At 60.6% G+C, this 26,141-nt stretch carries 25 protein-coding genes and 1 riboswitch; of the genes, 3 read left to right on the forward strand and 22 right to left on the reverse strand.

All coding sequences use genetic code 11. The annotated features are described in order from the left end of the window. Positions 1–54 precede the first annotated feature (54 nt). The 10 genes from ACOX7T_RS07460 to ACOX7T_RS07505 all read right to left on the reverse strand — a co-directional run bounded on the left by ACOX7T_RS07460 (position 55) and on the right by ACOX7T_RS07505 (position 7,577). Positions 55–369: a V-type ATP synthase subunit F gene (locus ACOX7T_RS07460; protein WP_433441391.1), complete on the reverse strand. Its 315-nt coding sequence runs from the start codon at positions 367–369 to the stop codon at positions 55–57. Continuing rightward, positions 362–1,360 (reverse strand): V-type ATPase subunit, encoded by a 999-nt coding sequence (locus ACOX7T_RS07465; RefSeq protein WP_433441393.1) that lies wholly within the window; start codon positions 1,358–1,360, stop codon positions 362–364. Before ACOX7T_RS07465 ends, ACOX7T_RS07460 begins: the two co-directional genes overlap by 8 nt. Positions 1,361–1,426: 66 nt before the next feature. Beyond that, entirely contained in the window at positions 1,427–2,113 is a 687-nt protein-coding gene (locus ACOX7T_RS07470; protein WP_433441395.1) for a V-type ATP synthase subunit E, read from the reverse strand. Positions 2,114–2,124: 11 nt separating this feature from the next. Continuing rightward, positions 2,125–2,607, reverse strand: coding sequence for a V-type ATP synthase subunit K (locus tag ACOX7T_RS07475; protein WP_433441396.1), 483 nt, complete (start codon positions 2,605–2,607; stop codon positions 2,125–2,127). A 3-nt stretch (positions 2,608–2,610) separates the two neighbouring features. After that, the gene (locus tag ACOX7T_RS07480) at positions 2,611–4,581 is read right to left on the reverse strand and encodes a V-type ATP synthase subunit I (protein ID WP_433441398.1); all 1,971 of its coding nucleotides are present in this window, start codon (positions 4,579–4,581) and stop codon (positions 2,611–2,613) included. Next, on the reverse strand, positions 4,581–4,895 hold the full coding sequence (locus ACOX7T_RS07485; RefSeq protein ID WP_148318152.1) for a hypothetical protein: 315 nt from the start codon (positions 4,893–4,895) through the stop codon (positions 4,581–4,583). Before ACOX7T_RS07485 ends, ACOX7T_RS07480 begins: the two co-directional genes overlap by 1 nt. Positions 4,896–5,155: 260 nt before the next feature. Continuing rightward, on the reverse strand, positions 5,156–6,292 hold the full coding sequence (locus ACOX7T_RS07490; protein ID WP_433441400.1) for a putative glycoside hydrolase: 1,137 nt from the start codon (positions 6,290–6,292) through the stop codon (positions 5,156–5,158). 108 nt (positions 6,293–6,400) lie between these two features. Then, the gene (locus tag ACOX7T_RS07495; protein WP_433441402.1) at positions 6,401–6,835 is read right to left on the reverse strand and encodes a MarR family winged helix-turn-helix transcriptional regulator; all 435 of its coding nucleotides are present in this window, start codon (positions 6,833–6,835) and stop codon (positions 6,401–6,403) included. A gap of 188 nt (positions 6,836–7,023) precedes the next feature. Then, entirely contained in the window at positions 7,024–7,356 is a 333-nt protein-coding gene (locus ACOX7T_RS07500; protein ID WP_433441404.1) for an arsenate reductase family protein, read from the reverse strand. Positions 7,357–7,358: 2 nt separating this feature from the next. Continuing rightward, positions 7,359–7,577: a DUF1653 domain-containing protein gene (locus tag ACOX7T_RS07505; RefSeq protein WP_433441406.1), complete on the reverse strand. Its 219-nt coding sequence runs from the start codon at positions 7,575–7,577 to the stop codon at positions 7,359–7,361. Positions 7,578–7,771: 194 nt separating this feature from the next. Between ACOX7T_RS07505 and ACOX7T_RS07510 the strand changes: the two genes are divergently transcribed. Together ACOX7T_RS07510 and ACOX7T_RS07515 are read left to right on the forward strand one after the other, a co-directional pair. Further along, on the forward strand, positions 7,772–8,893 hold the full coding sequence (locus tag ACOX7T_RS07510) for a sugar phosphate nucleotidyltransferase (RefSeq protein ID WP_433441408.1): 1,122 nt from the start codon (positions 7,772–7,774) through the stop codon (positions 8,891–8,893). Positions 8,894–9,200: 307 nt separating this feature from the next. Further along, positions 9,201–10,859, forward strand: a complete 1,659-nt coding sequence (locus tag ACOX7T_RS07515) for a ribonuclease J (protein WP_433441410.1) — start codon at positions 9,201–9,203, stop codon at positions 10,857–10,859. Positions 10,860–10,926: 67 nt separating this feature from the next. On the opposite strand, the gene ACOX7T_RS07520 is transcribed toward ACOX7T_RS07515, so the two are convergent. The 12 genes from ACOX7T_RS07520 to ACOX7T_RS07575 all read right to left on the reverse strand — a co-directional run bounded on the left by ACOX7T_RS07520 (position 10,927) and on the right by ACOX7T_RS07575 (position 24,513). Further along, positions 10,927–13,215 carry an FAD-dependent oxidoreductase gene (locus tag ACOX7T_RS07520; RefSeq protein WP_433441412.1) on the reverse strand — a complete coding sequence of 763 codons (2,289 nt, stop codon included), beginning with the start codon at positions 13,213–13,215 and terminating at the stop codon, positions 10,927–10,929. 148 nt (positions 13,216–13,363) lie between these two features. After that, positions 13,364–14,260, reverse strand: coding sequence for a LysR family transcriptional regulator (locus ACOX7T_RS07525; RefSeq protein ID WP_433441414.1), 897 nt, complete (start codon positions 14,258–14,260; stop codon positions 13,364–13,366). A gap of 194 nt (positions 14,261–14,454) precedes the next feature. Further along, complete coding sequence (locus ACOX7T_RS07530; RefSeq protein WP_433441416.1) at positions 14,455–14,661, reverse strand: DUF896 domain-containing protein; 207 nt, start codon at positions 14,659–14,661, stop codon at positions 14,455–14,457. Further along, a complete protein-coding gene (locus ACOX7T_RS07535) occupies positions 14,661–15,461 on the reverse strand; it encodes an RNA-binding protein (protein ID WP_433441418.1) in 801 nt (266 codons plus the stop codon). Before ACOX7T_RS07535 ends, ACOX7T_RS07530 begins: the two co-directional genes overlap by 1 nt. 22 nt (positions 15,462–15,483) lie before the next feature. Beyond that, positions 15,484–16,758 carry a S1C family serine protease gene (locus tag ACOX7T_RS07540; protein WP_433441420.1) on the reverse strand — a complete coding sequence of 425 codons (1,275 nt, stop codon included), beginning with the start codon at positions 16,756–16,758 and terminating at the stop codon, positions 15,484–15,486. 32 nt (positions 16,759–16,790) lie between these two features. Continuing rightward, positions 16,791–18,302 (reverse strand): ATP-binding protein, encoded by a 1,512-nt coding sequence (locus ACOX7T_RS07545; protein WP_433441422.1) that lies wholly within the window; start codon positions 18,300–18,302, stop codon positions 16,791–16,793. Between the two features lie 252 nt (positions 18,303–18,554). Continuing rightward, positions 18,555–19,247, reverse strand: a complete 693-nt coding sequence (locus ACOX7T_RS07550) for a response regulator transcription factor (protein WP_433441423.1) — start codon at positions 19,245–19,247, stop codon at positions 18,555–18,557. 82 nt (positions 19,248–19,329) lie between these two features. Continuing rightward, positions 19,330–20,541 (reverse strand): cation diffusion facilitator family transporter, encoded by a 1,212-nt coding sequence (locus tag ACOX7T_RS07555; RefSeq protein ID WP_433441425.1) that lies wholly within the window; start codon positions 20,539–20,541, stop codon positions 19,330–19,332. An 84-nt stretch (positions 20,542–20,625) separates the two neighbouring features. Then, the gene (locus ACOX7T_RS07560) at positions 20,626–20,925 is read right to left on the reverse strand and encodes a DUF1294 domain-containing protein (RefSeq protein ID WP_433441427.1); all 300 of its coding nucleotides are present in this window, start codon (positions 20,923–20,925) and stop codon (positions 20,626–20,628) included. Next, positions 20,922–21,560: a hypothetical protein gene (locus ACOX7T_RS07565; RefSeq protein WP_433441429.1), complete on the reverse strand. Its 639-nt coding sequence runs from the start codon at positions 21,558–21,560 to the stop codon at positions 20,922–20,924. Before ACOX7T_RS07565 ends, ACOX7T_RS07560 begins: the two co-directional genes overlap by 4 nt. A gap of 230 nt (positions 21,561–21,790) precedes the next feature. Then, positions 21,791–21,979 carry a hypothetical protein gene (locus ACOX7T_RS07570; protein ID WP_433441431.1) on the reverse strand — a complete coding sequence of 63 codons (189 nt, stop codon included), beginning with the start codon at positions 21,977–21,979 and terminating at the stop codon, positions 21,791–21,793. Between the two features lie 368 nt (positions 21,980–22,347). Continuing rightward, positions 22,348–24,513 (reverse strand): InlB B-repeat-containing protein, encoded by a 2,166-nt coding sequence (locus ACOX7T_RS07575; protein ID WP_433441433.1) that lies wholly within the window; start codon positions 24,511–24,513, stop codon positions 22,348–22,350. 42 nt (positions 24,514–24,555) lie between these two features. Next, a riboswitch (cyclic di-GMP riboswitch) is annotated at positions 24,556–24,647 on the reverse strand. A gap of 305 nt (positions 24,648–24,952) precedes the next feature. Between ACOX7T_RS07575 and ACOX7T_RS07580 the strand changes: the two genes are divergently transcribed. Beyond that, positions 24,953–26,134, forward strand: a complete 1,182-nt coding sequence (locus ACOX7T_RS07580; RefSeq protein WP_433441435.1) for a BTAD domain-containing putative transcriptional regulator — start codon at positions 24,953–24,955, stop codon at positions 26,132–26,134. Positions 26,135–26,141: the final 7 nt, after the last annotated feature.

Raw genomic sequence — 26,141 nt, forward strand, 5'->3', positions numbered from 1 at the left:
TCCGGCGCTTCAGGTCTGAATTGGTAAGGTGACAGGTTTGCCGGTGAACGGGATTTACAGGATGTCGGCACCCACGGCCCGCTCCACGGCGCTCTTGATGTTGTCCATGCCGATGCCCAGGCTGCCGGCCTTGCCGGGGATGAGGATGATGGCCGGAGTCAGCTCGTCCTTGTAGCGCTCAATCTCCGCCTCCATCTCGGCGGCGTACTGCTCGGTGAGATAGACCACGGCGCAGTTGTCCTTGGCCAGCCGGTGGAGTGCGGCCTTGGCCTCCTCCACGGTCTCGGCGGGACAGACCTCCAGCCCCAGGGCCTTGAAGCCCATGACGCTCTCCCGGTCACCCAGGACGGCGATTTTCCAGTTAGACATAGCTCTCACGCAGCCTTTCCCGGATGGTATCCGCGTCCAGCCCGGCCAGACGGCCGGAGAGGATGACCCGCACGTTGGTCAGCTCGGTCTCCCGGGCGGCCAGATAGCCGATGAGGGGAGCCTCGCCGAAGGCCACGTACCGGGCGCCCGCCAGATAGGCGGTGACGGCGTCGTCGCAGAGCTTCTCGAAGTGGGTGAGCCGTCCGCCCGTAATGGCGGCGGCGCCGGCGGCGGCAGCCTCCCGCAGGGAGGATGCGGTGTAGATCTCCTCAATGGAGCCGCCGGAGGTCACGGCGGAGAGGATCCGCCCGGTGTCCACGTTGCCGCCCCGGAAGAGGACGCCCTTGAGGAACTCCGCGCCCTTGCCCATGCGCAGGGTACGCACCACGCTGCGCAGGTTGGCCGCGTCCACGGTGATGCGGACGTACCCGGCCAGGAAGGCGCTGCCCGACTTGTTGGCGATGTCGGCCATGTCGGCGTAGCAGGCCCGGTCCAGCACGAAGTCGGCCAGCTGGGGGTCACCGGTGGTGCCCAGCACCTCCCGGGCCTCCCCGGCGGCGGACTGGAGGATGCCCGGCAGGCCACGCAGGTCGCCGGAACGGAGCTTCTCCGTCAGCTCCTCCACCTTCACCCGCCCGGCGGACACCAGCAGCCGCTCGGCGTCCGTGCCCATGGCCTCGGCCTTGAGCAGGGTCTTGATGTTGTGGTAGTCGTATTTGACCTTAAAAACCTCCAGAATCTCCGGATGAGGGGCGGAGGAGGTGAGATCCTTCAGCGTCTTGTCCCGCTCCTGGGTCAGCACCCGGTCCAGCTCATCCAGATCCACTCTGGGCATGTCGGGCCAGCCGCACTCGGTGAGGACCTTGACCGCGTCCTCCGGCGTTCTGGCCTCCAGCATGCGCTCCAGCCGCTCGCCGTTGAGGAGGTTGCGCTCCATGGACTTGATGCGGGTGGAGAGGAAGAGGTAATCGGTGTCTTTGATTTTTGGCAAGCCGTGATTCCTCCTTTCGAGAGGAAGTGATTCCGGGCGGCTGTCCCGCCCCGGGGCAATCAGATATTAGTCGAAGAGGACCTTGGCCACCTCGCCGGAGATGTTCTCCCGCTGGAGGCGGACCAGGGTTTCAAAGGTGCAGTTGGTCTCCACGTCGCCGTCGGACAGGACGATGCCGCCCTTGATAGGCCGGGTCTCCTCGGCCAGGGTGAGCATGCCGGTGCCCGCCAGGATGGCAGAGGCGCCGGTGACCACCTTGTCCAGGATGGCGCCCGCCCTGGTGTCGGTCAGGTCGCCGGGCAGCTTGGGAGCCACCTTGCGGGCCAGGGCGTCGTTGGCACGGGTTACAACCGCCTTGCCCACCCGGTTGCGGTCCTTCTGGGAGAAGATGACCTTCTCCCGGCCGGTGCGGGCGGCCTTGACGGCCAGGGCGGCGAGGAGCTCGATGTACTCCTCGTCGGGGAGGGTGCACAGCTTCTCCAGCGCCATGGTGAAGGCCTCGTCCAGCACCTCCTGCTTGGCGGCCAGAACCAGCTTGCGGGATTCCATCTCCGCCATGCTCTCCAGCCGCTTTTCACGCTCGGCGGCGGCGCTTTCGCCCCGGGCCACGATGGCGGCGCTCTCCTTGTCCGCCTGCTCCCGGCAGCGCCGGGTGATCTCGTCGGCCTGGGCACGGGCGGCGGTCAGAATCTCATTGATGTCCCGCCGGGCATCGTCCTCCATGCGCTGGGTAATCTTTTCAATTCCATTCATGGCGTTTCACCTCAGGCGGCGAAGAAGAAGATCATCAGGAAGGAGGCCAGCAGGCAGAGAATGGCGTAGAACTCCACCATCAGGGCCATCAGGATACCCTTGGATCCCTGGTCGGGGCGCTTGGCCACGATGCCGATGCCGGCGGCGGCGCAGCGGCCCTGGGCCACGGCGGTCACATAGCCGCCGATGGCCATGGGCAGGCAGGCGCCGAACACGCAGACGCCTGCGCCGATGTCCAGGGCGGGCACGCCGCCCAGCAGGCCCATGTTATAGATGGCCCAGAACCAGATGACCAGGCCGTACAGGCCCTGGGTACCGGGCAGAAGCTGAAGAATCAGGGTCTTGGAGAACTTTGCGGGATCCTCAGATACCACGCCGGCGGCCGCCTCGCCGGCGATACCCACGCCGCGGCCGGAGCCGGCACAGGACATACCTACCGCCAGGCAGGCGCCGATGAAGGCAATACCGGTGCCGATCAGGTTTTGCAGTTCCATAACTTATTCCTCCTCAATGATATCCACATATTTGGTATTGTAAGTCATAGGCCGGAAGGCCTGGCCGCCCTCCTCGTAGAACTTTCCAAAAAATTCAAGATACTGGAGTCTCGCCGCGTGGACATAGGTGCCGATGATGTTGACGCCCACATTGAACACGTGGCCGATGATAAACACCAGCACGAACAGGATGACGCCTCCCACACTCAATCCCCCCAGAGTGCCCAGGGTATTCATCACGCTGGCAATAACCGAAGTGGCCAGCATAAGGGCCATCAGCCGGGAGTAGGACAGGATGTCGGACAGCCAGCTGGTCACATCGTACAGGCTGGCCACGCCGCCCAGCAGCTTGCCGAAGAAGCCCCGCTTGGTGTGGCCCTGGGTAGCCACCAGGATAACGCAGCCCACCAGAATCCACCACCAGGGCTGTCCTGCGGCCACTATGCCGATGGAGGCAAAGAAGAGCCACCAGGGCACCACGTCCAGCAGGCTGTCAATAGGATGGCCGTCCCGGAAGCCCATATAGATGTGGATACACTGGCCGAACACCAGCTGTACCACGCCGATGACAATGGCCAGAATCAGGGTGGTCATAGGGTCGCTGATGGGGTTGACAATAATGCCGTTGCTGAAGGTCTGGAGCCACTGTGGCAGCCCCTCCAGCGGAATACCGAACATCTGCTCGGCCACTTTGGGGATTACGTCGCCAAAGAAACCGCCGGTGAACACACCGCAGATGAAGGTGGAGATGCCCATATACTGGCCCAGGCGGAACATATAGCCCATGGTCCCCTTGGGATTGTACTTCCTGCTGATGACGAAGCAGATGGCCCAGATGATGATGCCGTAGGCCACGTCGGCAAACATAAAGCCGAAGAAAAACAGGAAGAACCAGAAGATCAGAGGGTTGGGATCGATGCCCCGGTAGGCGGGCAGGGCGTACATCTCGGTGACCATGTTGATGGGAGTCATCCACTTGGGATTGTGGAGGAGAACGGGGGGTTCCTCCTCTTCCAGAGGCTCGGCAGTCTCCCAGGCGCAGGCAAATTTCAGCATCTCCGCCTCAGCCTTGGGAATGCCGGGCTCACTGATCCAGCCCTCCAGAAACACCACAGTGCCGTTGGTGAGCAGCCGCTCCTTGGCGCTCTCCTTGCTCAGCTCAGCGGTCAGCCGGTCGGCGCACACCTGGAGATCCCGCCGGCACTCGGCCATGGCGGTAATCTCCTCCGCCGTTTTTTCCCGGCGGGCCCGGATCTCCTCCAGCTCGCCGTCAATCCGTGCGATATTCTCCGCCGCAGTGCCGTTGAGCTCCTTGAAGGTAACCGCAGAGAAGGACCAGGGCCGGACCGTCTCGGTGACCGTCTCGCTCTCGGCCCGGTGACACATGATAACCAGATACTGCAGTTCCCTGTCGGCGCTGACGGGGAACAGCTCTGCCGAGGGGGCCGCCTGGGCCAGTGCCTGACGGACCTCCTCCAGATCCACCGCCGGAGGGCAGGTGTGGAAGGAGACCCGGGCGTGCTCGGTGCCGCTGGTGTTCAGGTCCAGATCCAGGCCGGACCAGGGCACCAGGCTGGCACGCTGGCCGGTGAGCCGGTTCTCCTGGGTGTACAGCTGGGAAATCTTCTGCACCCGGGCGTTGATCTCCCCCGCGCTGTGAAGGGCGGCGTTCATGGCTGCGTCGCTCAGGAACTCCTTCTCCTTGATGGTGCGGCGGTGGATGAACAGGCCCTTCTTCTCGGGCGCGTACTTCTGCAGGGCTTCCAGCGCACCGTTGACGGCGTTCTGCCTGGCCTTCACGTCGCTCAGGGCGGAGGTGTCCCGCTTGAGCAGGGCCATCCACTCCGGGTCGCTGAGCTCCGCCTGGGGCTCGGTGACCTCCACGCACCCGGCGTGCAGCAGCCGCTGGAGCAGCTCGTCCCGCTGGGCGGCCAGGGCGATGACCCGCAGCCGTTTCATCTTGACGATGGCCATTAGATGCTCACAACCCTTCCGACTATCAGTTCCACCGCCGCGGGCAGCCGCTCACGGGCGGCGGACCGGAGCGCGTCGCAGTCGCTGCGCTTTTCCGCCAGAATTTCCTCGGTTCGGCGGGCTGCGCGGCTCTCAGCCTGGGCCATGGCCTCCTTGGCCTGGGCCTCAGCCTGGGCACGGGCCTGCTCCACCAGAGCACGTCCCGCCTTCTCCGCATCGGACACCAGCTTCTTGGCCTCAGCGGCCGCGCCCGCCCGGCGGGACTGGGTATCCTGCTCTGCCTCCGTGATCTTTTTCATCGCTTCCAGGGACATGATTTCACCGCCTTCCAGTGTGGGATTTTCAAATTAAATTCTCCCACTTATATAGTAGCATAGACGATTTTTCAAGAGATTGCAAGTATTTTTGCCCGAAACTCCCGGCTTTTGATTGTGCAATTTTGAAAAAATGTCACAATCAAATTATTTTTTATGACACCAAGCATTTTTTCTTTTGCTTTTTCGTTACGTTTTAGACAAATTAAAAAAGATGTGGAATACCTCAGTATTCCACATCTCTGCAAAATGATTCCTTTCTATTCAGGCAGCACAGCCCAGCTGTACGGCAGATCGCCTGTGGGGGCCTGATCCAGGATGACCACAAGGTCCTCCTCCGGGTTCTCCATGCCTGCCTCCCGCAGGGCGGGATAGTAGTCCGCCGGGTCGCCGCCGTCCAGCTTCACATAGAGCCGGTCGGCCACAGAACACAGGCTGGCCAGGGTCTGACCGCTGAGGGCGTTGGTCCCCTGTTCCAGTGTGGTCTTGTCGGTGACAATGGACAGCACAGGCGCATTCTCCCCCGTGCCAATGGCCTGGCGGACCTGCTGGTAGAAGGCGTCCACCGTCTGGCTGAAGGTGTCCGGGTTGTACCGGTCGCCGGTGAGAATGAGGGACAGGTCGCCCTCGGTGGGGAAGGCGGCGTAGTCCAGGATGATCTCGTCAAAGCCCAGCTGGGCCAGCTCGCCGCATACACCCGCCAGATAGGCCCGCACGTCGCTGTTCTCCGGGGTCATCCAGCGGATTTCACCGGGCCCCCGCCAGTTGCCGATGCTGGTACGCAGGGCCAGCTGGTTGTTCTGGTAGGGGGCGGTGTTGTCCCGGAAGCAGGACACATAGGCCGCTGTGTCCATGGCAGAGCACAGGGTGGTCAGGTCACCGTTGCGGGCTGTATCGCCGGAGGAGGCGCCCACGGACTGGGCAATGGTCTGACTGGAGGTGTACCCCAGCAGGCCGTCTATCCCCTTCATGGTCAGGATGGGCGAGGCGTCGCTTCCGCCGGTATAGGCCGTCAGGGCCTCACCGCCGGTGGCGTACAGGTTCTGCACCCCGCCGCCGGCAATCAGGCTGTCGGGCAGGGACACCGCCCGGGTGTACACCGGGTCAGGTTCCGGCGTCTCCTCAGGCGTGGGCTCCGGCGTGGGGGAGACCACCACAAGGGGCGGCGTCTCCTCCGTGTCGTCAGGCGGAGCGGACTCCTCCTCCCGGTTCAGGAAGGGCAGGTCAAAATAGATGCCCCCGCTGGAGGAGACCACCATATACCGCTGGAGGAAGAAAAATGCCCCCACCAGCAGCACCAGCACCACCGCCAGTACGGCGATGACAAATTTTAAAAAGGTACGGAGCTTGGACTTCCCCCGGTAGGCCCCGTATCCGTAGTGATTCCTTCTTCTCATGGAAATGTCCGTCCTTTCCCGGTCAGCTCTGTTCTGCCGGTTCCATAATACCCCATTGCGCAGGTATCATATCACATGCCGGGAAAAAAAGCATCCCCCTTTTGCCGCTCAGGCCTCTCCGCACTTGGTCAGGGCCTGATCCAGCTTCTCCAGCGCGGCGAGGATCATCTCCCGCTCCTGGGGCTCCATGGTGTTGAGCACTGTGGCAAAATAGCCCGACACGTCGGTCTTTGCCTTCTGCCGCAGCTCCTGGTACTTCTCCGTGGCGGTGACGTAGATCACCCGGCGGTCGGTCTCAGACCGCTCCCGGCGGGCCAGCTCCAGCTTTTCCAGACGGTCCACAATACCCGAGACGGTGGAGTTGGCACTGCCGGTCCGTTCAGCCAGGGCACTGATGGGCATGGGCCCGTCCTCTCCCAGCACGGTCAGCACCAGCGCCTGAGGGAAGGTCAGATTCAGCCGCCCGAAGTGGCTGCGGAAATGCTGGGACATATGCTGCGTTACCCGCAGATAGCTCATTAAAATGTCATTGGATTCCTTCATCCGCGTCTGTTCCTTTCTTCCGGCGGACAGCCCGCCGGATACTTCGCTTCGCGCACGAAAAAAGCATACCCCCGGCGCGACCCTTTGTCAATGAAGGCGGAAAAAGGTTCATTGTTTGTTTACACGTATGTCATATTTCTTAAAGATTTCCTTCACAAGGGGCAAAAAAGTGTCGTATCGTCTCTCCCTCACGTCCAATCCTTCCACACGTCGGGGCAGTAGCCCACGGTGGCCTGGCGGCCGTTGCGCACCACCGGGGTGCGGATGAGCTTTGGGTTCTCAAAGAGCTTCTCCAGCTTGTCCCCCTCCCCCGCCAGGTAGCGGATAATGGCCGCGTCCGGGTTGTCCCAGTCCACCAGGTTCTCCAGCCCCACCGCGTTCTTTACGCTCTGAAGCTCTCCCCGGCTCATGCCGAACTTCACCAGGTCCACCGCCTGGAATTTCACCCGCCGCTCCTTGAAGTAGCGTTCGGCCTTCTTGGTGTCAAAGCATTTGGACTTGCCGAAAATCTGAATGTTCACCGTCATTCCCCTCCAATATATGCAAATCTGGGGCCGGAATATCCGTCCCGCTCCACGTGCTCACTCCACATGGCCGCCGGACGTACCCACATGCCCCTTTCACCGTACAGGGGCTGGTAGACCACCATCAGCTCCTCTGTCTCTGAGTGGCGGGCGGTAAAGAGCACCCGGTACTCTCTGCCCTTGAAATGCCGGTAACGGCCCGGCCTGATCTCCTCCATAGCGTCGCGCTCCTCTCTCCGGGCCCGGCCCGGACTGCTGAAAACAGGATACTTGATTTCCGGCCAAAAGGAAAGTCCATTTTGGATGATTTTTCCCCGCCCCGGGCCAGGTCTAATTTCCCCCTGACAGGGCAATAATACCCGGCACGGGGCAAACTGCCCTCATATTGTCAATGTAAGGAAGGCACAAACCCATGAAGGCAGTGATTCTGGCCAGTGAGGAGGACGCCCATCCCGGCCCTCTCACCCTCAACCGCCCCCGGTCCCTGGTCCCCCTCTTTGACCGCCCCGCCCTGGAGCATCTGCTCCGCCAACTCCGCCGCCTGGGCATTACCCAGGCGCTTATTCTCCTCCGGCGCATGGCCCGGCCGGTCATGGACAGGTTCGGGGACGGCAGCGGGCTGGGCATGGCGCTGGCCTACGGCCCCGCCGGCCCCCGGTGCGCTGCCGGACAGGTCAGGGACTGGGCCGGTGGAGGAGATGAGGATATCCTGGTGGTGCGCGGGGACGGCCTCTTCGGCCTGGACCTGTCCGCGGTTGTAGGCTTTCACAAGACCAGCCGCTCCGCCGCCACCCTGGCTCTTTCTACCTGTCCCCCGCCGTCGGGCTGGATTGCGGCGGCCACCGGCGAGGACGGGCGGGTCACCGGCTTTCCCCGCCGTCCCGCACGCGGACACGGTGCCGTGGGCGCCTGCATCCTCACGCCCCATGCTCTGGCCCTGGCGCCGGAGGCGCCCGGACCGGACCTGCTGCGGGACCTGCTCCCCTTTCTGCTGGAGCGTGGGGAGCCGCTGTACGGCTTTCCGGCCGAGGGTCGCTGGCACAGCCTGGACTGCGGGGCCGACCTGCTCTCCGCGTCAGCAGACGCACTGGCCGGGCGGACCGCACTGGAGCCGCCCGCGCCCCGGGTTGCCCCGGGGGTATGGTCCGCCTCCCCCATCCCGCCTGGGACAGCTGTGGTGCCGCCGGTGTATATCGGGCCGGAGGTGTCCATCGGCCCAGGCGCCCTTCTGGGGCCCAACCTGTGTCTGGGCCGGGGGAGCCGGGTGGGACGGCGCGCCCTGGTGCAGAACTCCATCCTGCTGGGCGCCCGGGCTGGGGACCGTGCCACACTCTACGGCGCTGTTCTCTGTCCCGGCGCCCGGGCCGGGGCGGACAGCGTGCTCAACGACGGGGTCATCCTGGGGGAAGGGGCCGCGGTTGGCCGGGGCGGGGTGCTGATGGAGGGCGTGCGGCTGTGGCCGGGGATAAGAACTTCCCCCGGCGTCCGCCTCACCTGTTCCCCCATGCCGCCGTCCAGCTCCATCTCCGTTTGAAGTTCCGGGGCGAAGGGGGGCGAAAAGTTTCTGTATACTTTTTCCCATCTGTGTGGTATACTAAACAACAGGATGCTCCCCTCCGGGGTCGAGCGCATGTGATTTGGCTTTATGTGCGCCGTGCGCACTGAGATAAGGCAGAGACACTGAGAATACAGTACCGGCGGCGAATGGCCGCCCCTTTTTCCGGCGAGGCAGGGCCGGAAAGAGCGGGCGGAATCGCCTTGTTTTGGTGCGCTCATGTGTCTGTTTACATCCCATCCAACTTTGAAATACAACACATATTTAAGGAGTGCAATCAACTCATATGGCAGAAAAACTGAAAATTATTTCCCTGGGCGGTCTCAACGAGATCGGCAAGAATGTCACCGTCTACGAGTACGGCGGGGATATCATCGTCATTGACGTGGGCATGGGCTTCCCCGATGACGACATGTACGGCATCGACGTGGTCATCCCCGACTTCTCCTATCTCATCAAGAACAAGGACAAGATCCGGGGCATCTTCCTGACTCACGGCCACGAGGACCACATCGGCTCCCTCCCCTATCTGCTGCGGGACGTGCAGGCCCCCATCTACGCCACCCGGATGACCGCCGGGCTGGTGAAGCTGAAGCTGGAGGAGCATCGCCTGCTGGACAAGACAAAGCTCATCACCTGCGAGGCGGGCGAGACGGTAAAGGCGGGCAAGTTCTCCGTGGAGTTCATCCACGCCAACCACTCCATTGCCGACGCGGTGTGCTTCGCCATCAAGTGCCCGGTGGGCGTATGCGTCCACACCGGTGACTTCAAGATCGACCCCACCCCTGTGTCCGGCGGCATGATGGACCTGGCCCGCCTGGGCCAGCTGGGCAAGGAGGGTGTTCTGGCCCTGCTGGCCGACTCCACCAACGTGGAGCGCCCCGGCTTCACCAAGAGCGAGCGGAGCGTGGGCGCCTCCTTTGACGCCCTGTTCCGGGGCTGTGAGGAGCGGATCATCGTCACCACCTTCGCCTCCAATGTGGACCGTATGCAGCAGATCATCTCCGTAGCCGCCAAGTACGGCCGGAAGGTGGCCGTCACCGGCCGCAGCATGGAGAACGCCATCAAGGTCTCCACCGAGCTGGGGTACATGAACATCCCCGCCGGGGTGCTGGTGGACGTGAACCATCTCAAGAGCCTGCCCAAGAACAAGGTGTGCATCATCACCACCGGCAGCCAGGGCGAGACCATGTCCGCTCTGACCCGCATGGCCTTCTCCACCCACAAGCAGGTGGACATTCAGGCCGGCGACCGGGTGATCATCTCCGCCTCCGCCATTCCCGGCAACGAGAACGCCATCGGCAGCGTCATCAACGAGCTCTACCGCAAGGGCGCCGAGGTGGTCAACGAGCGGGAGGCCCCCCTCCACGTCTCCGGCCACGCCTGTCAGGATGAGCTGAAAATCATCCACGCCCTGGTCAAGCCCAAGTTCTTCATCCCCGTCCACGGTGAGCAGCGGATGCTCAAGACCCACGCCAAGCTGGCCCGTGAGATGGGCATGGAACCCAATAATATCATCATCAGCGATATCGGCAAGGTGATGGAGTTTACCCGCACCTCCGGCCGCATCAATGGCACCGTGCCTGCCGGCCGGGTGTTTGTGGACGGCTACGGCGTGGGCGACGTGGGCGCTGTGGTTCTGCGGGACCGGAAGCATCTGGCCGAGGACGGCATGATCGTGGTTGTGGCCACCATGTCCGCCGAGGACGGCGCCCTCCTCTCCGGCCCGGACATCATCACCCGCGGCTTCGTGTACGTCAAGGAGTCCGAGGGTCTGATGGAGGAGCTGCGGCAGGTGGCCGTGTCCGCCATCGAGGAGTGCCAGGACCAGCGCGTCAAGGACTGGTCCGCCATCAAGACCCAGATCAAGAACGATCTGTCCGCCTTCCTCTACAAAAAGACCAAGCGCAATCCCATGATCCTGCCCGTTATCATGGATGTGTAAAACAAAAAGCGGAGGCTGTCCAATGGACAGCCTCCGCTTTTTGTTTTTGCGTTTGCTTTTTCAGCGTTCAGCTCAGGGTCTCTACCGCCGCCTGGGCGGCAATCCGTCCGGAATTAAAGCCCCAGCCCAGAGCTACGCCGCCAATCTGGGTGTACGCCACGCCGTCAAAGAGGACGCCGATGGACTCCAGACCCACTGCATACAGTCCGCCAATGGCAGAACCATCCTCTCTGAGGACCTGCGTATTGGCATCCACATCCACGCTGCCCAGGGTGCCGTAGATCTTGGGTATCATCTTGATGGCATAATAGGGGCCTTCACCCAGAGAGTTCATATACTGGGCAGGCTTATTGAAGTCCAGATCCTCCCCCAATGCGCACAGTTCCTCATAACGCTCCACACTGGCGATCAGGGCGTCCGCCTGCATGCCGGCAGCCTGGGCCAGTTCCTCGAGGGTATCTCCCTTATAGGCAAGTCCCTGCTCCACCGCCGCATCCAGGACCGCCTCAATATTGGGCATGGGTACGTCAGGCTGTACAGCCTGTCCCTCAAAGCTGAAGGTACTCGGTTTGGAATCCATTCCCGTTCCCGCAGAGCCTTTCTCTTTGATGATATCCATCTGAGTCTTGGAAATCAGCGTAAAGTAATACTCGCCCTGCGCGGCATGGTAGTTAGACCCCATTACCATTTCATCCTGAGAAACCGTCTCGCTGGCAAAGCGCTCTCCCCGCATATTCACCTGCATCAGAGTAGGCGTAATGCCCAGGGCATAGGGGATATTGGTGTCAAACTCATCAAAGCCGCTCACCCATCCGGGGACTGTCACCAGGTGGCAGGAATACCCGCTGGAATTCTTTTCGGCCGCTCCGGCCGCCAGCATCATTTCAAAACCGCTGCCGTCATTTTGCTGGAGTCCAAACAGCACATAGGGGCTCCCCACTTTTTCCTCCAGCATTTCCTTATTGCCGCCAAAGCCTCCCGTTGCCATAATTACCGCTTTTGCGTTTACAGTGACCAGCGTGCCGTCGTCCTTTTCCGCCTTCACGCCCACAGCGTTTCCCTGGTCATCCAGCAAAATTTCCGTCGCGGTCGTCTCGGTCAGAATCGTCCCCACATCACTGACCATGTCCTGGAAATACCCGTACACACCCATGGTACCCACAGCATCTTCTGCATAGCCCACGCCGGTAACACCATAGGGCCCCGGGATGCTGGTCAGGCCGGACTCCGCCCATACGAAGCCATGGTCGGCAAGCCAATCCGCAGTTTCGCCGGACATCCCTATGAATTTGCGGAAGATCCAGGCCTTGTTTGACCAGTGGGCCAGCTCTTCAAACTTTTCAAACACGCCCTCCATATCTCCGGTCTGTCCCAGAGCGGTCTGGAACTCAGAGTTAATCGACATGGGACCGGTGGAAAGCGCTCCGCTGCCGCCGATCCGGGCGGATTTTTCAATCAGGACTACATCGGCACCCAGTTCCGTGGCCTGGGCGGCCGCAGTGGAGCCGGATGTGCCGCCGCCTACCACTACAATATCGCAGTCATAGGTCTCCTGGCCGCTCTTCTTCTCCACCGCACCGTAAAGCATATCCTCGGTGGCTCCCGCCTCCAGCAGCGCCGCCTCAACTGCGGACAATACCGCGTGGCTGGTCGCCGTGGCGCCGGTAATGGTATCCACCGCAAGGGACTGGGCCTCCACAATTCTGCCCGGAAGCCGTTCCTCTACCCCTTTAAAAAACTGCGGCGTCTCCATATCCATGGATGCTGTATACATGGACAGCGGGTCGCTCTGGTCGATCAGAGGATTCTCAATCTTGATGTTCTCCAGCGTAATGCTCTCAATCGCGGTCTCACTGCCCGTCACCTGAGCACGCACAATGCCGCCGAATCCCTCTGCCTCTCCTGTGTAGGTTCCGGCTGTCATGCTCAGGGGCTGTGTCTCATCTTCCTGCTCTGTACCGGCCTGCCCGGTGGCCTCCAGCAGCGCGCGTTCCGCCGCTTCTTTTACTGCGTCACTGGTAAATGTAGCGCCGCTTACTCCGTCGACCTGTGCGCTCTGTGCCTCTATAATGGCACTTTCCAGTGTCTCAGCCGCTTTCCCGCCGATATCAGCGGTCTCATCCGGCGCATCCACTGTTACCTGTGTAATGGCATCCGCATCCACCGTAACAGTGACCGATACATCTCCTCCATATCCTTTGGCTGTGGCAGTATAGCTTCCCGGAATATACGTTCCCTCCGTCTCCACCTGTCCCGTCGGCTGAGGGCTTTCCGTGGGGGCGGGCTCAGGCGTACAGCCGCTGAGCAGGCTGGCTGTAACCGCAGCAGTCAAAATCCATGCAACTGTTTTCTTCACAACATTTCCTCCTCTTATCCTAATAATTACAGCATTTATATGGCGCATAAGCTGTAAAATTATTATACTAGAGAAATTGTTAAATTAAAAACAGTCACATTTCATGGTTCCATGCAAAAAAACTATGCTCATGCCGGCCTGCGCCCTGTCAGTCAAGCCTCTTGTCTGGAAACGGATATTGCTCCAGTATCTCCTTCCGTTGTCTGAGCGCCGCCCGCTGATTCCCATGCTTATGAAGCAGGACAATCCCGTTGGTGCTGTTCTCGGAACGCACCGGAACATGTTTTACAAATTCATCCGTGCCGTCCCAGGTACACTCCATGCAAAAACCCACACCATATCCCGCCTGTACCATCAGCGCTGCCGCGTCCGGGCTGCGCATCTCTTCCACAACATTAAGTACGAGCCCCTCTTTGGCGCATCCTATTGTCTTTTCGCCTACACCTTTTTCATAAAATACAAAAAATTTTTCATTTTTCAGGTCTTCCAGGCGCACTTCCTCCCGATTGGCCAGCGGATTATCTTTGGGCACAGCCAGCATGACTCGGTCCTGGAAAAGCGTCCGCTTTTTCAGCCAGGGGATGGTATCAAAATAGTCGTAGTCCAGTGCAATAACACAGTCAAGTTCACCTGTCTCCAGCATTTCCAGCTGTTTCTCCAGGGTATCCTGATTGATACGCACTCTGACCGCCGGATAGGCAAGCCTGAACGTTCTCAGTATTTTGGGGAGCTCTCTGGCCAATATCTTCCCACATACCCCCAATCGCAGAATACTCTCATATCCCTCCGCCGTCATCCGCACCAGCTCAGCGGCTCGCTCTGCACCTGCCAGAAGCGACTGCGCCTCCTTTAAAAATATTTTTCTTGCCTCTGTCAGCTCCATATTTCTGCTCTTTCGCTCAAAGAGCTTTACGCCCAGCTCATCCTCCAGTGCCGCAATCTGATGCGTCATAGAGGTCTGGACAATGTAGCATTCTGCTGCAGCCTTTGTAAAATTCAGATGCTTTGCCGCACTGATAAAATACTTCAGCTGTCTGAGCTCCATTTCTCTCTCCCCTTTTAAGTGAGTCCCTTCTTTTCCTGTCCAAATACTAAGGTACCCTACTTTTATCCAGATTTCTACCTTTCGTCTCGGAAATGATGTTGATACTTTGCTGAAAAAGTCAGTCTCATGTCCTGATGATACACAAAAAACAATCCCGGCCGCCGTCCAAAAGGAGGCAGCCGGGTGTTCGTCTTTTATTGCTTTTGGGGCAGCTTGTGCTTGGTGCCGTCGGGCTCCACGATATAGGTGTTGTCCAGCTGGGCCGTCAGGTTGGCCCGGACGGAAGCCACATACTCCTTCCGCAGAGCGTCCCGCTCGGCAATCTCCTCAGGGGTGAGGCCCTCAGGGGCCTTGGCCTTTCTGGCCAGCTCATTGATGCGGTCAATCTTTTCCTGTTCCATCAGAGATATCGCTCCACTTCTATTATAATTCGGCCCTTTTTGGATACTCCGCCCACGGTCTTTACCGCAGCCTTTCCCATCCCCCGGCAGGAGATCACATCCCCCTGGGCCACAGTCCGGTCCGGTTTGGTACACTCGCGGTGGTTGAGCTGCACCCGGCCGGAGGAGATGAGATCCGCCGCCTTGGACCGGGGCAGGGAAAACGCGGAGGCTGCCACTGCATCCAGCCGCAGGGTGGCCACCGTGTCGCGGATGAGCTTGACCTCCACCTTGGGAGGTGTCAGCGCGGACAGCGCCACCGGCGCCACCTTGAGCCGGGTACGCCCGGCGCTCTCCAGGTGGAGGAGCAGAAAGTCCTCAATCTCTTTGAGCAGCAGGATGTCGCATACACCGGGGGACACCAGCAGGTCCCCCACCTTTTCCCGGTCCAGCCCCAGACCCAGAATGGAGCCCAGGAAGTCCCGGTGGGTCAGCCCCGCGTCCTCGGGGAAGGTACACCGCAGGGCACAGATGGGGCAGTCCTCCCCGTCGGCCAGCCAGTCCTCCGGCGCCTGCCAGTCGGGGAGAAAGACGCAGATGGTCCGCTCCGCCCCCTCAAAGCCCCCGTAAAACAGGTGGGACGGATGGCCGCCGGCGTTGATGAGCATCTCCACTGATGCCCGTTCCTGCGGAGACAGAAAAGCCGTGTGGGCGGGGATGTTCCGCCGCCCGGCCAGCTCCAGCTTGTCCATGGTCCGGGCCAGGAGCATCCGCTCCTCCCCGTCCCGGGCAAGCCGGGTCAGAAGTTCTGTTTTGTTCATGGTTCCTCCCTGTACGGGAATTTTACTGGTCCAGCTGGTACCGCTCCACCAGTTTGACCTCCAGGTCCAGGTATTCCCCGTTCCGGTACACCCGGAAGGTGAGCACGTCTCCGGCCTGGAAGCCCTCCTTGATGGTGTTGATGTCCTCCACGGAGATGACGGTCTGGCCGTTGCACTCGGTGATTACGTCACCGGCCCGCATGCCCTGCTTCTCCGCGTCCGACCCGGCGGTGACGCTCTGAACGTATACGCCTTCCACCAGTCCGTTGGCCATGGCACGCTGGGCATCCATGGAGGACCCCAGAATACCCAGGGTGGGATAGCCGGGCACATGGCCGTAGGCAATGAGGTCATCCACGATGGCCTTCACCGTGTTGGTGGGGATGGCGAAGCCCAGTCCCTCCACCGACCCGGAGTAGCTAGTCATCTTCATGTTGGTGATGCCCACCACCTGGCCCCGGTCATTGAGCAGGGCGCCGCCCGAGTTGCCCGAGTTGAGGGCGGCGGTGGTCTGGATGAGGGTCATGGTGTTGCCGTCCACGTTCACATCCCGGCTGATGGCGGAGATAATGCCGTCGGTCATGGTACCCCGCAGCTCCTCCCCCAGGGGGTTACCGATGGCCAGAGCCAGGTCCCCCACCTGGAGCAGGTCGGAGTCGCCGAACTCAGCCGGGGTCAGCTCCTGGGCGTCAATCTTCAGCACGGCCAGGTCGTTGGTCTGGTCGCCGCCCACCAGCAGAGCCTGGTGGACGCTGTCGTCAGAGAGCAGCACCTCCACCTCATAGGACCCCTGAATCACGTGGTAGTTGGTGATGATGTACCCGTCCGCCGTCATAATCACGCCGGTACCGGTGGATCCGCCGCCGTTCTGGTAGGCGCGGATACTGACAATGGCGGCGATATTACGGTCATAGATCTCCTGATAGGTCAGGCCCTCCTCCGGCAGGGCGGCAACGGACAGCGTGACCCCCGTTCCGGTTGGCGCCCGCTCCAGGTCGGTGACGCCGGCGGCCGAGGCGGTGGGAATGGGGATGGTGGTGTAGTTCCCGCCGCTGCTCTCTCCCGCCGTGCTCTCACCGTCCTGATAAAACATCCAGCTCAGGGCCAGTGTCAGGGTGGTCAGCGCCACAATGAGCACCAGAAATGTTGCAAAGATCCAGGGCGCCCTGGATCTGCCCCGGCGCTTTTTCTCCTCCGGCTGCGGGGGCTGCTCAAAGGGAATGACCGTATAGCGTGGTGTTCCGGTCCGTCCCGGTCCGCCGCCGGCGGGCACGTTGGTGTAGTAATCGGTGCGCATAGGTGACCTCCCTGAATGGTTCCAATCTCTCCTCACGCCAGCGTCAGCGTGAAGGTAAACTCCGTCACGCCGTGGTCGCTGGTGACGGTAATGTTCTCCTTGTGGTTGTTGAGGATGGTCTTGACGATGTACAGGCCCAGGCCCACCCCGTCCCGATCCTCACTGCGGGACTTGTCGCTCTTGTGGAAGCGGTCAAAGAGCAGGGGCAGCTCTTCGGCGGGAATGGTGTCTCCCACATTGCGCACCGACACATAGGCCTTGCCGCCCTTGGTGGTGATGGAGATGGTGATGACCCCCTTCTCCTGGGAGAACTTGATGGCGTTGTCCAGCAGGTTGTAGCACACCTGGGTGATGCCGTCCGGGTCGCCCCACACCATGACCGGCTCCTCGGGCAGGTTGGTATCCACGTCCAGGCCGGACTGGTTGATCTTGGTCTCCAGGCTCAGCAGCACCCGGACCATCAGCTCAGACACGTCAAACTGCTCCTGGGCGGTGACATTCTCCGCCGACTGAAGGCGGCTCAGGTCCAGCATACGCCGCACCAGACGGGAGAGACGCCGGGTCTCGGAGGAGATGGTGCGCAGGGCGTCCTGCTCCTTGGCAGGGGGAATGGTGCCGTCCAGAATACCGTCGGCAAAGCCGGCAATGGTGGTCATGGGCGTCTTCAGCTCATGGGAGATGTTGGCCACAAATTCACTGCGCTTGGCCTCCGACTGAGCCAGAGACTCTGCCATGGCATTGAAGGCCTCGGCCAGCTCTCCCACCTCATCCTGCCGGTTGCCCACCTCGACCCGGGTTTCAAACTCCCCATGGCCGAACTTTCGGGCGGCCTCCGCCATCTCCTTGAGGGGCTTGGTCTGCCGCAGGGAGGTGACCGAAGTGGTGATAAAGGCCAGGCACAGCACCACAATGGCGGTAAAGAAGAAAATCTGGGCGAAGGCCCGCCACATCTCGGTGATATTCTCCACCTCAGCCGCCACAAAGACCATGCCGGTCTGGACTCTCTGGCCCAGCAGGCCGGTTTTGTAGATGGGGCACCCGGCCACAAACCGTTTTTCCGAAAACAGCCCATTCAGTGTGGTCATGGAGCCATAGGACCCGTCCCGCATCGCCTGGGTAACCATATCGGCGGACAGGCTCTTGCCGATAAACGCCCCCTCGGTCTGGCCGTCGGAGGAGTAGACAATCTCGCCAATCCGGTCCGGCGTGGTCTCACAGAGAATCACATAGGCGTCAGCCAGCTGGGCCAGGTTGGAGGTGTACTGCCGGTAGGCAGAGTCGTAAATAGTGGTGGAGTAACGGGATTCCGAGAGATAGGAACCGGTGAATTCCGCGATGTAGGCCGCGTTTTTCTCTATGGTGCTCTGCTTTTCCCGGACCGTGTACTGGTAGGACAGAGTGATAAATGCCGCGCCCAGCAGCGCGAAGGAGATGAGGATCATCCCCGCCATCATGGCAAACTGGCGCTTATACAGGCTCTTCGTACCGTTCTCCTCCTTTCTGAGGGTATGCCGCCTCCGGACCGTCAATCGCTCCGGTCCCATGCGGGGTATTCTGCTTTTTCAGGGGCAGGGCTCAGCCGTTGACGACCTCGAACTTGTAACCCACACCCCACACCGTCTTCAGGCTCCACTGATCACTGACGCCCCACGGAACTCCGTTCCGCGGGGACCCCGTATTTTTTTATCTGCTCGGGCGGAGTGAATCCGCCCGGCATCAAGGCTTTGGCCTGCCAAAGCCTTGGCGCGCCAAAGGCGCGGGGCACTTGCGCGCCTGGAGGGCGTCAGCCGGGATACTCAGCCGTTGACGACCTCGAACTTGTAGCCCACGCCCCACACCGTCTTCAGGCTCCATTGATCACTGACGCCCTCCAGCTTCTCGCGCAGGCGCTTGATGTGGACATCCACGGTGCGGGAGTCGCCGAAGTAGTCAAAGCCCCACACCTCATCCAGCAGCTGGTTGCGGGTAAACACCCGGTTGGGGGATGCGGCCAGATGGTAGAGAAGCTCCAGCTCCTTGGGAGGTGTGTCCACCCGCTTGCCGTCCACCAGCAGCTCGTAGGAGTCCAGGTTGATGACCAGCTTGTCAAAGGCCAGCTTCTTCTCCCCGCTGCCCTCCTCCTCGGCGCCGAAGCGGCGGAGCACGGCGTGGATACGGGCCAGCACTTCCTTCATCTCAAAGGGCTTGACGATATAGTCGTCCGCGCCCCCTTCCAGGCCATGGACCTTGTCCTCGGTCTCACCCTTGGCAGTGAGCATGATGACAGGGGTCTTGTCGCTCTCCCGGATCTTCTTGAGCACGGACCAGCCGTCCATCACGGGCAGCATAATGTCCAGCAGCACCAGGTCGGGCCGGAAGGAGCGGAACAGCTCCACGCCCTTTCCCCCGTCCGGCGCCACGGCGGTCTCGTAGCCCTCTTTCTCCAGGTACAGGTGGAGCAGCTCGGCAATGTTGGCCTCGTCCTCCACGATGAGTACCTTCTGCGCCATTTCCGTACACCATCCTTCCGCGGCCGGGCGTGCTCCCCGGCCATATCATAGTACTACAATAATATTATAGACATTTTTCACCCTATGGGGTGAATTTTTTGTAAAGACTGGCCGCTTCAGCCCGGCTCCTGGGTGTAGCACGGTCAACCTGGATGACGGCAAAGCTGTTTGGGTCGGCTGCCCGGATTTTCCGCTCAATCTCCCGGCGGACCTCATCGTCGGTGCTCTTGACGCTGTACGGTACCACCACGTCAAAAATCAGGTTCCGGTGCCGGGGTCCGCTGGTCATGCGGAAGTCGTGGATGGTCATAGCCGGGTCCACCTCCCGCACCAGCTCGGACACCATCTTCCGGGCCTTGCTGATGGTCTCGTCACCGGTGACAATGGGGTCCATATGGATGCTGGCGTCAATGCGGTACTTGGCCTTCAGCTCCCGCTCGATGGCGTCAATTTCGTCATGTACCTCCATGATGTCCGAACCGGCGGGCACTTCTGCGTGGAGGGACATCATGGACCGGCCGGGTCCGTAGTCGTGGATAATCATATCGTGGATACCCACCACCTGGGGGTGGGCCAGTACAGTCCGCTCAATATCCCGCACCAGCTCCGGGTCGGGGTTCTGGCCCAGAAGGGGATTCAGGGTGTCCTTGGCCGCACCCCAGCCCGCCCGGAGGATGAAGAGGGCCACCAGAATACCGGCCCAGGCGTCGATATTCACGCCGGTGAACTTGCCGATGATGGCGCTGATAAGCACGGCGGAGGTGGCCACCGCGTCGGACAGGGAGTCCGTGGCGGTGGCGGCCATGGCGGCGGAGCCGATGCGTCTGGACAGCGTACGGTTGAAATAGCTCATCCACAGCTTGACGCAGATGGCGGCGGCTAGGATGGCCGCGGACAGCCAGGAGAACTCCACCGGCTCCGGATGGATGATCTTCTCCACCGAGCTCTTGGCCAGCTCCAGGCCCACCAGCAGAATGACCACCGACACCGCCAGGCCGGACAGGTACTCAATGCGCCCGTGGCCGAAGGGGTGGTCGTCGTCAGCCTGCTTGCCCGCCATACGGAAGCCCACCAGGGTCACCACCGACGAACCCGCGTCGGTCAGGTTGTTGAAGGCGTCCGCCGTGATGGCGATGGAGCCGGTGAGCACGCCGGCAATCATCTTGCCCACAGACAGCAGCAGATTGAGGAAAATGCCCACGCCGCCGGACAGAGTGCCGTACCGCTGCCGCACCTGGGGGTCCTGCACATTGCCGCTGTCCTTTACAAAGGTCTTTACCAACAGATTGATCATACTCCCGCACCTCGGAACTGCAATCAGAAATCGCCCGTGTCTCCGGGCAAACCTGGCATATTATCCCACGCCCTGCCCCGCCCGTCAAGAGGCCGCGCCGGACAGCAGCACCCATACCGTCAGCCCCAGCTGGAGGAGCAGAATGGCGGGCAGGCCATACCGGAAGTACCAGTGTCTGGTCTTGTGGTGGAAGAAGTGCATGCCCAGCACTCCGCCCAGGGCGCCGCCCAGCAGGGCTACAATGAAGAAGGTACGCTCCCGTACCCGCCAGCCGTCCCGGCGGGCCCGGCGCTTGTCGAAGCCCATCAGGCAGAAGTTCACCAAACTCATCACACCGGCCCAGCCCACAATCCAGGGCCAGAACCGCAGCAGAAATTCTCTCACTTTATTTCCTCCAGCCATACAAAGCCGCCCAGGTCCCGGGCGGTGTCATACCACAGCTTCAAATCGATGGGGAAGATCTTTCCGCTGTCCACCACGGTGACCAGAGTCCCCCTGTCCCCCTCCTCCAGAGCGGAGAGGAGCACCCAGTGCCACTTGTCCAGAGCCTCCACGGCCCCGTTGTCCAGGTTGAGGAAGGCCACCGGACAGTCGGACGCCAATCCCGCCCGGATAAAGGATACGCAGCGCTCAAAGCCGGGCCGTTCCCCGCCCACAGGCACCTCCAGGGCACGGGGAACCAGCCCCACGCCGCAGGCGCTGCAGAACCGGGCCACGCCGCCGGTGTACATCTCCACCCGATTAAGCCCGTGATTACCCGGGGTGACATACTCCCATACTTTATCCATATATGTCACAAACGTCTCCTGCTCCCGCTCCTTCAGCGGACACAGCGCCGCCAGTGAGGGGCGCAGGGCGGCCAGATAGGCCATCTGGACCGACGCGGCAGTGGGGCCGCAGCCCGCCCGCTGCCGCCAGGGCAGGCTGTACCAGTCCTGGTCCGCGCCGTGGGCGCGGGTACCGTCCTGACAGAGAATATCCATGGCCTGGGGGCGGGAGAGGGAGAGAATATGCTTCAAGCTCAGTCAACCTCGGTTCCCGGCGCGGCGTACGCGCCGTATTGGTCGGGGCACCGCCGGAGGGCGGGCCCTGCCGCTGCTTATTCAGCAGCGGAAATGTTCAGGAGCTATTATATCGTATTCGCCGAAAAATGGGAACCTCCGCCCTGTACTCCGGCAAAATTTCAAGGCGCGGTCCCCGCCCATGCGGAGGCCGCGCCTCAGTTCAATATAATAGGTGTCCTGTGCCGTTACCCGTCCTGCTGGTCATCGCCGCTCTCGCCTGTGCTCAATACGCTGTCAATCAGCTTAATCAGCTCCAGCGCGCTGCGGAAGGTCTCCTGCTTACGGCCGTCGGTCCAGGCAACGGTACCCTGCCATGTAGCGTTCTGTGTATTGCGGATCTGCACCAGAAAGGTCTCTCCGCCATGTGGTTTCATCGCATACACGCTCCTTCTCATTGCCCTTTTCCGGTTGTTGTTTTCATTATACACACTTGCGGTTACATTTCGGTCACATTTTAAAAAAACAGTTTTTCTCGGCCCATATTTTTTATGCCCGTTTGCCGCTTTCTCTTTTGGAAGGACAATGTGGACATTTATTGTCCTTTTATTTACAGTGGGCCTGTCCCGCTTCTCTTTTATGTCAACGGCTCTGCCCCTTATGAGACTTACGGCATAGTGAGAAAACACGGCCGCTGTATGTGCCGGTGTAATGTGACAGACTTGAGAAAAAATACAGCAGGCGGCAGCCTTCTCAGACTGCCGCCTGCGCTGTGTGTGACGGGGCTATTTTATTCTCTTGCCGCTCAGGCCTTCCGGCTCTTGCGGAAGAGGAGCAGGGCCAGGCCGGCCGCCGCCACGGAGGCGGTCAGAGCCAGGGCTCCCAGAGCCAGACGGGCAGCGGAGGTCTGCGCCAGAGTACCGGTCTGGGGCAGGCTGCCAGTGGGCGTACCGGAGTCGGGGATATCGGTCTCGCCGCCGTTGTCGCCAGTATCGGGCAGGTCGGTGGTGGGAGTCTGGCCGTCACCGATGTCGGTCTCGCCGCCGTCGCCCTCACCGGGGACGTCGGGCAGGTCGGTAGTGGGGGTGTCGCCGTCATCGATGTCGGTCTCGTCGGCCATATAGTACACGTTGACGGTCTTGTTGCCGTTCAGGATGCCGCTGACGGCGTCGCCCTCGGTGGCGTCGTAGGTGTAGCCCTCAATGGCAATGGCGTCGTACTCACTCACGTCATAGCGGCTGCCCTGAATGTGGCTGGGGCTGACATAGCTCTCGGCAATCTTGCTGCCGTCGGCCCGGTCCAGATAGTTCACGGTGACGCGATAGTAGTCATAGCTGGGGCCGGGGTTGCTGCCGGGGTCGGTATAGGTCCAAGTGCCCGTCAGGGTCACGCCGCCCTCGGGCATGGCGAACTTGCCGTCATCGGTGATGGTAATACCAGAGGGCTCTGTTACAGTCCAGCCGGAGAAAGTGTAGTTGGCGGGGATGGTGGGCTCAGCGGAGACGGTTACCGTGTCGCCCTTGGCATACTTGTTGTTGTCCACAGGAGCGGTATAGCCGCTGGGCACGCTGCCCTCGTACTTATAGGTCACGGTGTAGGTGCCGGGCTCAGGCTCGGTACCGGTGTAGGTCCAGGTGCCGGTCAGGGTCACGTTACCCTCGGGCATGGTGAACTTGCCATCGGTGATGCTAATACCAGAAGGCTCTGTTACAGTCCAGCCGGAGAAGCTGTAATCCAAAGGCTCATGGCTGGGCTCGGTGGAGACCGTTACCTCGGCATCCTTGGCATACTCGTTGCCGTCCACAGGGGCGGTGTAGCTGTCGGGCACGTCGCCCTCGTACTTATAGGTCACGGTGTAGGTGCTGGGCTCAGGGTCGGTGTCCTCCGGCTCCCACTGGGCGTACAGGTTCACGTCTTCGGTCATGTTGATGGTAGCATTGGCCGCATAAGGGGTTCCCTTGCCGTCAGCCTGGGTATTCCAGCCGGTAAAATCATAACCCTCACGGGTGGGACCGGCCTTGACGGTAGCCACTGTGCCGTAAGCAAACAGGTGGGACTCAGGCGCAGTTTCTGTCCCGTCGTTCATGTAATAGGTCAGAGTACGGAACTGCTCATCAGTGCCCTTGGTATAGACAACGCCGTCCACATGCCAGCCGGGGCAGCCGCTGGATACATCATCCGCCTTTTCCTTAACTACATACCAGACAATGCCCTGGGTATTCGGGTCAAAACTATCCAGTGCTGCGGCAATGGCGTCAGCGGAGGGCGCTTTCTTGATGTGAGCTGCCACCGAAGCAAAGGCCTCACTGAGCTTCTCGCCATTAATCGTGCCGTCATCAGCAATCACGCCGCTGTACTCCGTCCAGGCGGCGGTGCCGTCCACTTTACCTTTCAGTGCAACAGTGCTGTCGTGAGCGGGCGTATAATTGCCGGAGTCATAATCAGTGCTGCCAGTCTCAACAGGGATCACACCGTCGGTACGGATAAAGAACCAGGCGTCGTCATAGGTCTCAGCGGCAGAACTGCTCAGTCCCAACTCATAGAAAGCTGTTTTCAGTATCTCGTTGTAATAAACAGCCTTGAGATCCTCGTTCCCAAAGGTAAGCACCTGGCTCGTCTCTCCATTATTTAGTGTTAGAGACAGCATCGTAATATTTCGCGCAGCTTTTTCTTCCAGCTCCCATGCCAAAATACTGCACATATAGGTGTCCTGACCGGGTAATTTCTCTATTTCTTTCTCAGCTCCTCCATTAAAAAAGAGCTTAATTTCAGAAAGATCATCGCGGGTATAGCCAGTGCCCTCAATCATTTCATCTAATGCAGCCCCTGTGATGTGGTATTCAAAAGCAAAATTCCCATCGTACTCACCATTGGGCAGCTCGATAGCCAGCGCGCTGATAGACAGGGCGCTCACCACCATGCAGAACACCATGAGAAGGGCCAGTGCCTTCTTGCTCATTCTTGCCAACATGCTCATTCTCCTTCCTCGCGTTCACGCGGGCAGCTATAAGTATGCGGCAACCGGACGGGCATGGCGGCGGTTCCCTCCGCTTTAGCCTCCTGGCTTTGCGTCCCGGTCTTTCGGCCGGTTTGCCTTTTTCTGTCCGGATGCAGCCGTTTTCCTCCCTCTCAGCTGTTAAAAGAAGAACGTTCCGTCCGGCGTTGTCTACACTCTATCACGGTACGGTTACATTTTAGGTTATATTTTGAAAAAATATTTTTTTCCCATTTCCCTTTCTTTTGGACAAGCGGCTCTTTTTTTACGAAAAATCCCTGATAAAATGGAAAAAAGACTCTTCCAGCCTTTTCAATCCTGTGCTATAATAGGAATAACCATGAGTTTGGCTGTTTTTCTTTTTCGCGGAGAATACCGATGAAAGCAGGTGCCTGTCATGAGTGATTCCGCCGGTATGAAAAACGTTAAAATTACCATGCTGGGCCGGTTTTCCATTACTGTGGACGGACATATACTGACTGATGAGGCCAACCGTTCCCAAAAGCTCTGGAACGTACTCTCTTATCTGTTAATCCACAGGGACCGGAACGTCCCCCAGAGCGAGTTCATTGAACAGTTCTGGCCCGGAGAGAACAGCGCCAACCCGGTTAACGCCCTCAAAACCCTGCTCTACCGGGTGCGGGCCATGCTGGAGCCCCTGTTCGGCTCGGAGGTGGAGCCCATCCTCTCCCGCCGCGGCTCCTATTCCTGGAACCCCGACATCCCCTGCACACTGGATGTCGACGAGTTCGAGGCCCTGTGCCACAAGGCCACCGACGGCCGCCTGTCCGATGAGAGCCGCCTGGCCCTCTACCGCCAGGCTGAGCAGCTCTATCTGGGCGACTTCCTGCCCAAGCTGGACGGCTCCCTGTGGACCATCCCCTACACGGTGGAATACCACAACCTCTACCTCCAGATGATCAAGGACTATGCCGCCCTGCTGGAAAAGAAGGAGCTCTTTGAGGAGATGAACCTGGTGTGTACCCGCGCCAGTCAGCTGGACTCCCTGGATGAGACGCTGCATATCCTCATCGTTCGCTCCCTGCTCCGCCAGGGCAACGACTCGGCCGCCCTGGCCCACTATGAGTCGGCCACCGACCTGCTCTACCGCAACCTGGGCGTGCGCCCCTCCCAGGAGCTGCGTGAGCTGTACAACGAGATCATGAGCGTGGAGAAGTCCCTGGAGACCGACCTGGAGACCATTCAGGACGACCTGCGTGAGGCTGCCGCCCGTCCCGGGGCCTTTGTGTGCGAGTACGGCTTCTTCCGCGAGGCCTACCGGCTGGAGGCCCGCCGGGCCGCCCACAGCGGCACCTCGGTTCACATCGCCCTCATCACCGTCTCCCTGCCCGACGGCGGCGTGCCGCCCCTGAGCGTGCTGGCCACCACCATGGACCAGCTCCAGGAGGTGCTCACCGCCAGTCTGCGCCGCGGCGACGTGGTCTCCAAATACTCTGGCGCTCAGTTCGTGGTGATGCTGCCCGCCGCCAACTTCGAAAACAGCACCATGGTCATGGAGCGCGTGGTCTCCGCCTTCTACCGGCAGCACCGGCGGAATTTCCTCAAGCTCTCCTATAAAATCCGGGCGCTGGACTGATTCCCGC

Origin of the sequence: Pseudoflavonifractor sp., assembly GCF_050943825.1 — a bacterium.
Lineage (GTDB): Bacteria > Bacillota > Clostridia > Oscillospirales > Oscillospiraceae > Pseudoflavonifractor.

Coding starts and splice junctions, on each gene's coding strand:
- ACOX7T_RS07555 (WP_433441425.1), bottom strand. CDS start 20,541: ATGATCAATCTGTTGGTAAAGACCTTTGTAAAGGACAGCGGCAATGTG.
- ACOX7T_RS07525 (WP_433441414.1), bottom strand. CDS start 14,260: ATGGAGCTCAGACAGCTGAAGTATTTTATCAGTGCGGCAAAGCATCTG.
- ACOX7T_RS07490 (WP_433441400.1), bottom strand. CDS start 6,292: ATGAGAAGAAGGAATCACTACGGATACGGGGCCTACCGGGGGAAGTCC.
- ACOX7T_RS07495 (WP_433441402.1), bottom strand. CDS start 6,835: ATGAAGGAATCCAATGACATTTTAATGAGCTATCTGCGGGTAACGCAG.
- ACOX7T_RS07485 (WP_148318152.1), bottom strand. CDS start 4,895: ATGTCCCTGGAAGCGATGAAAAAGATCACGGAGGCAGAGCAGGATACC.
- ACOX7T_RS07570 (WP_433441431.1), bottom strand. CDS start 21,979: ATGAAACCACATGGCGGAGAGACCTTTCTGGTGCAGATCCGCAATACA.
- ACOX7T_RS07530 (WP_433441416.1), bottom strand. CDS start 14,661: ATGGAACAGGAAAAGATTGACCGCATCAATGAGCTGGCCAGAAAGGCC.
- ACOX7T_RS07510 (WP_433441408.1), top strand. CDS start 7,772: ATGAAGGCAGTGATTCTGGCCAGTGAGGAGGACGCCCATCCCGGCCCT.
- ACOX7T_RS07460 (WP_433441391.1), bottom strand. CDS start 369: ATGTCTAACTGGAAAATCGCCGTCCTGGGTGACCGGGAGAGCGTCATG.
- ACOX7T_RS07505 (WP_433441406.1), bottom strand. CDS start 7,577: ATGGAGGAGATCAGGCCGGGCCGTTACCGGCATTTCAAGGGCAGAGAG.
- ACOX7T_RS07470 (WP_433441395.1), bottom strand. CDS start 2,113: ATGAATGGAATTGAAAAGATTACCCAGCGCATGGAGGACGATGCCCGG.
- ACOX7T_RS07480 (WP_433441398.1), bottom strand. CDS start 4,581: ATGGCCATCGTCAAGATGAAACGGCTGCGGGTCATCGCCCTGGCCGCC.
- ACOX7T_RS07535 (WP_433441418.1), bottom strand. CDS start 15,461: ATGAACAAAACAGAACTTCTGACCCGGCTTGCCCGGGACGGGGAGGAG.
- ACOX7T_RS07515 (WP_433441410.1), top strand. CDS start 9,201: ATGGCAGAAAAACTGAAAATTATTTCCCTGGGCGGTCTCAACGAGATC.
- ACOX7T_RS07575 (WP_433441433.1), bottom strand. CDS start 24,513: ATGTTGGCAAGAATGAGCAAGAAGGCACTGGCCCTTCTCATGGTGTTC.
- ACOX7T_RS07540 (WP_433441420.1), bottom strand. CDS start 16,758: ATGCGCACCGATTACTACACCAACGTGCCCGCCGGCGGCGGACCGGGA.
- ACOX7T_RS07475 (WP_433441396.1), bottom strand. CDS start 2,607: ATGGAACTGCAAAACCTGATCGGCACCGGTATTGCCTTCATCGGCGCC.
- ACOX7T_RS07580 (WP_433441435.1), top strand. CDS start 24,953: ATGAAAAACGTTAAAATTACCATGCTGGGCCGGTTTTCCATTACTGTG.
- ACOX7T_RS07550 (WP_433441423.1), bottom strand. CDS start 19,247: ATGGCGCAGAAGGTACTCATCGTGGAGGACGAGGCCAACATTGCCGAG.
- ACOX7T_RS07545 (WP_433441422.1), bottom strand. CDS start 18,302: ATGGGACCGGAGCGATTGACGGTCCGGAGGCGGCATACCCTCAGAAAG.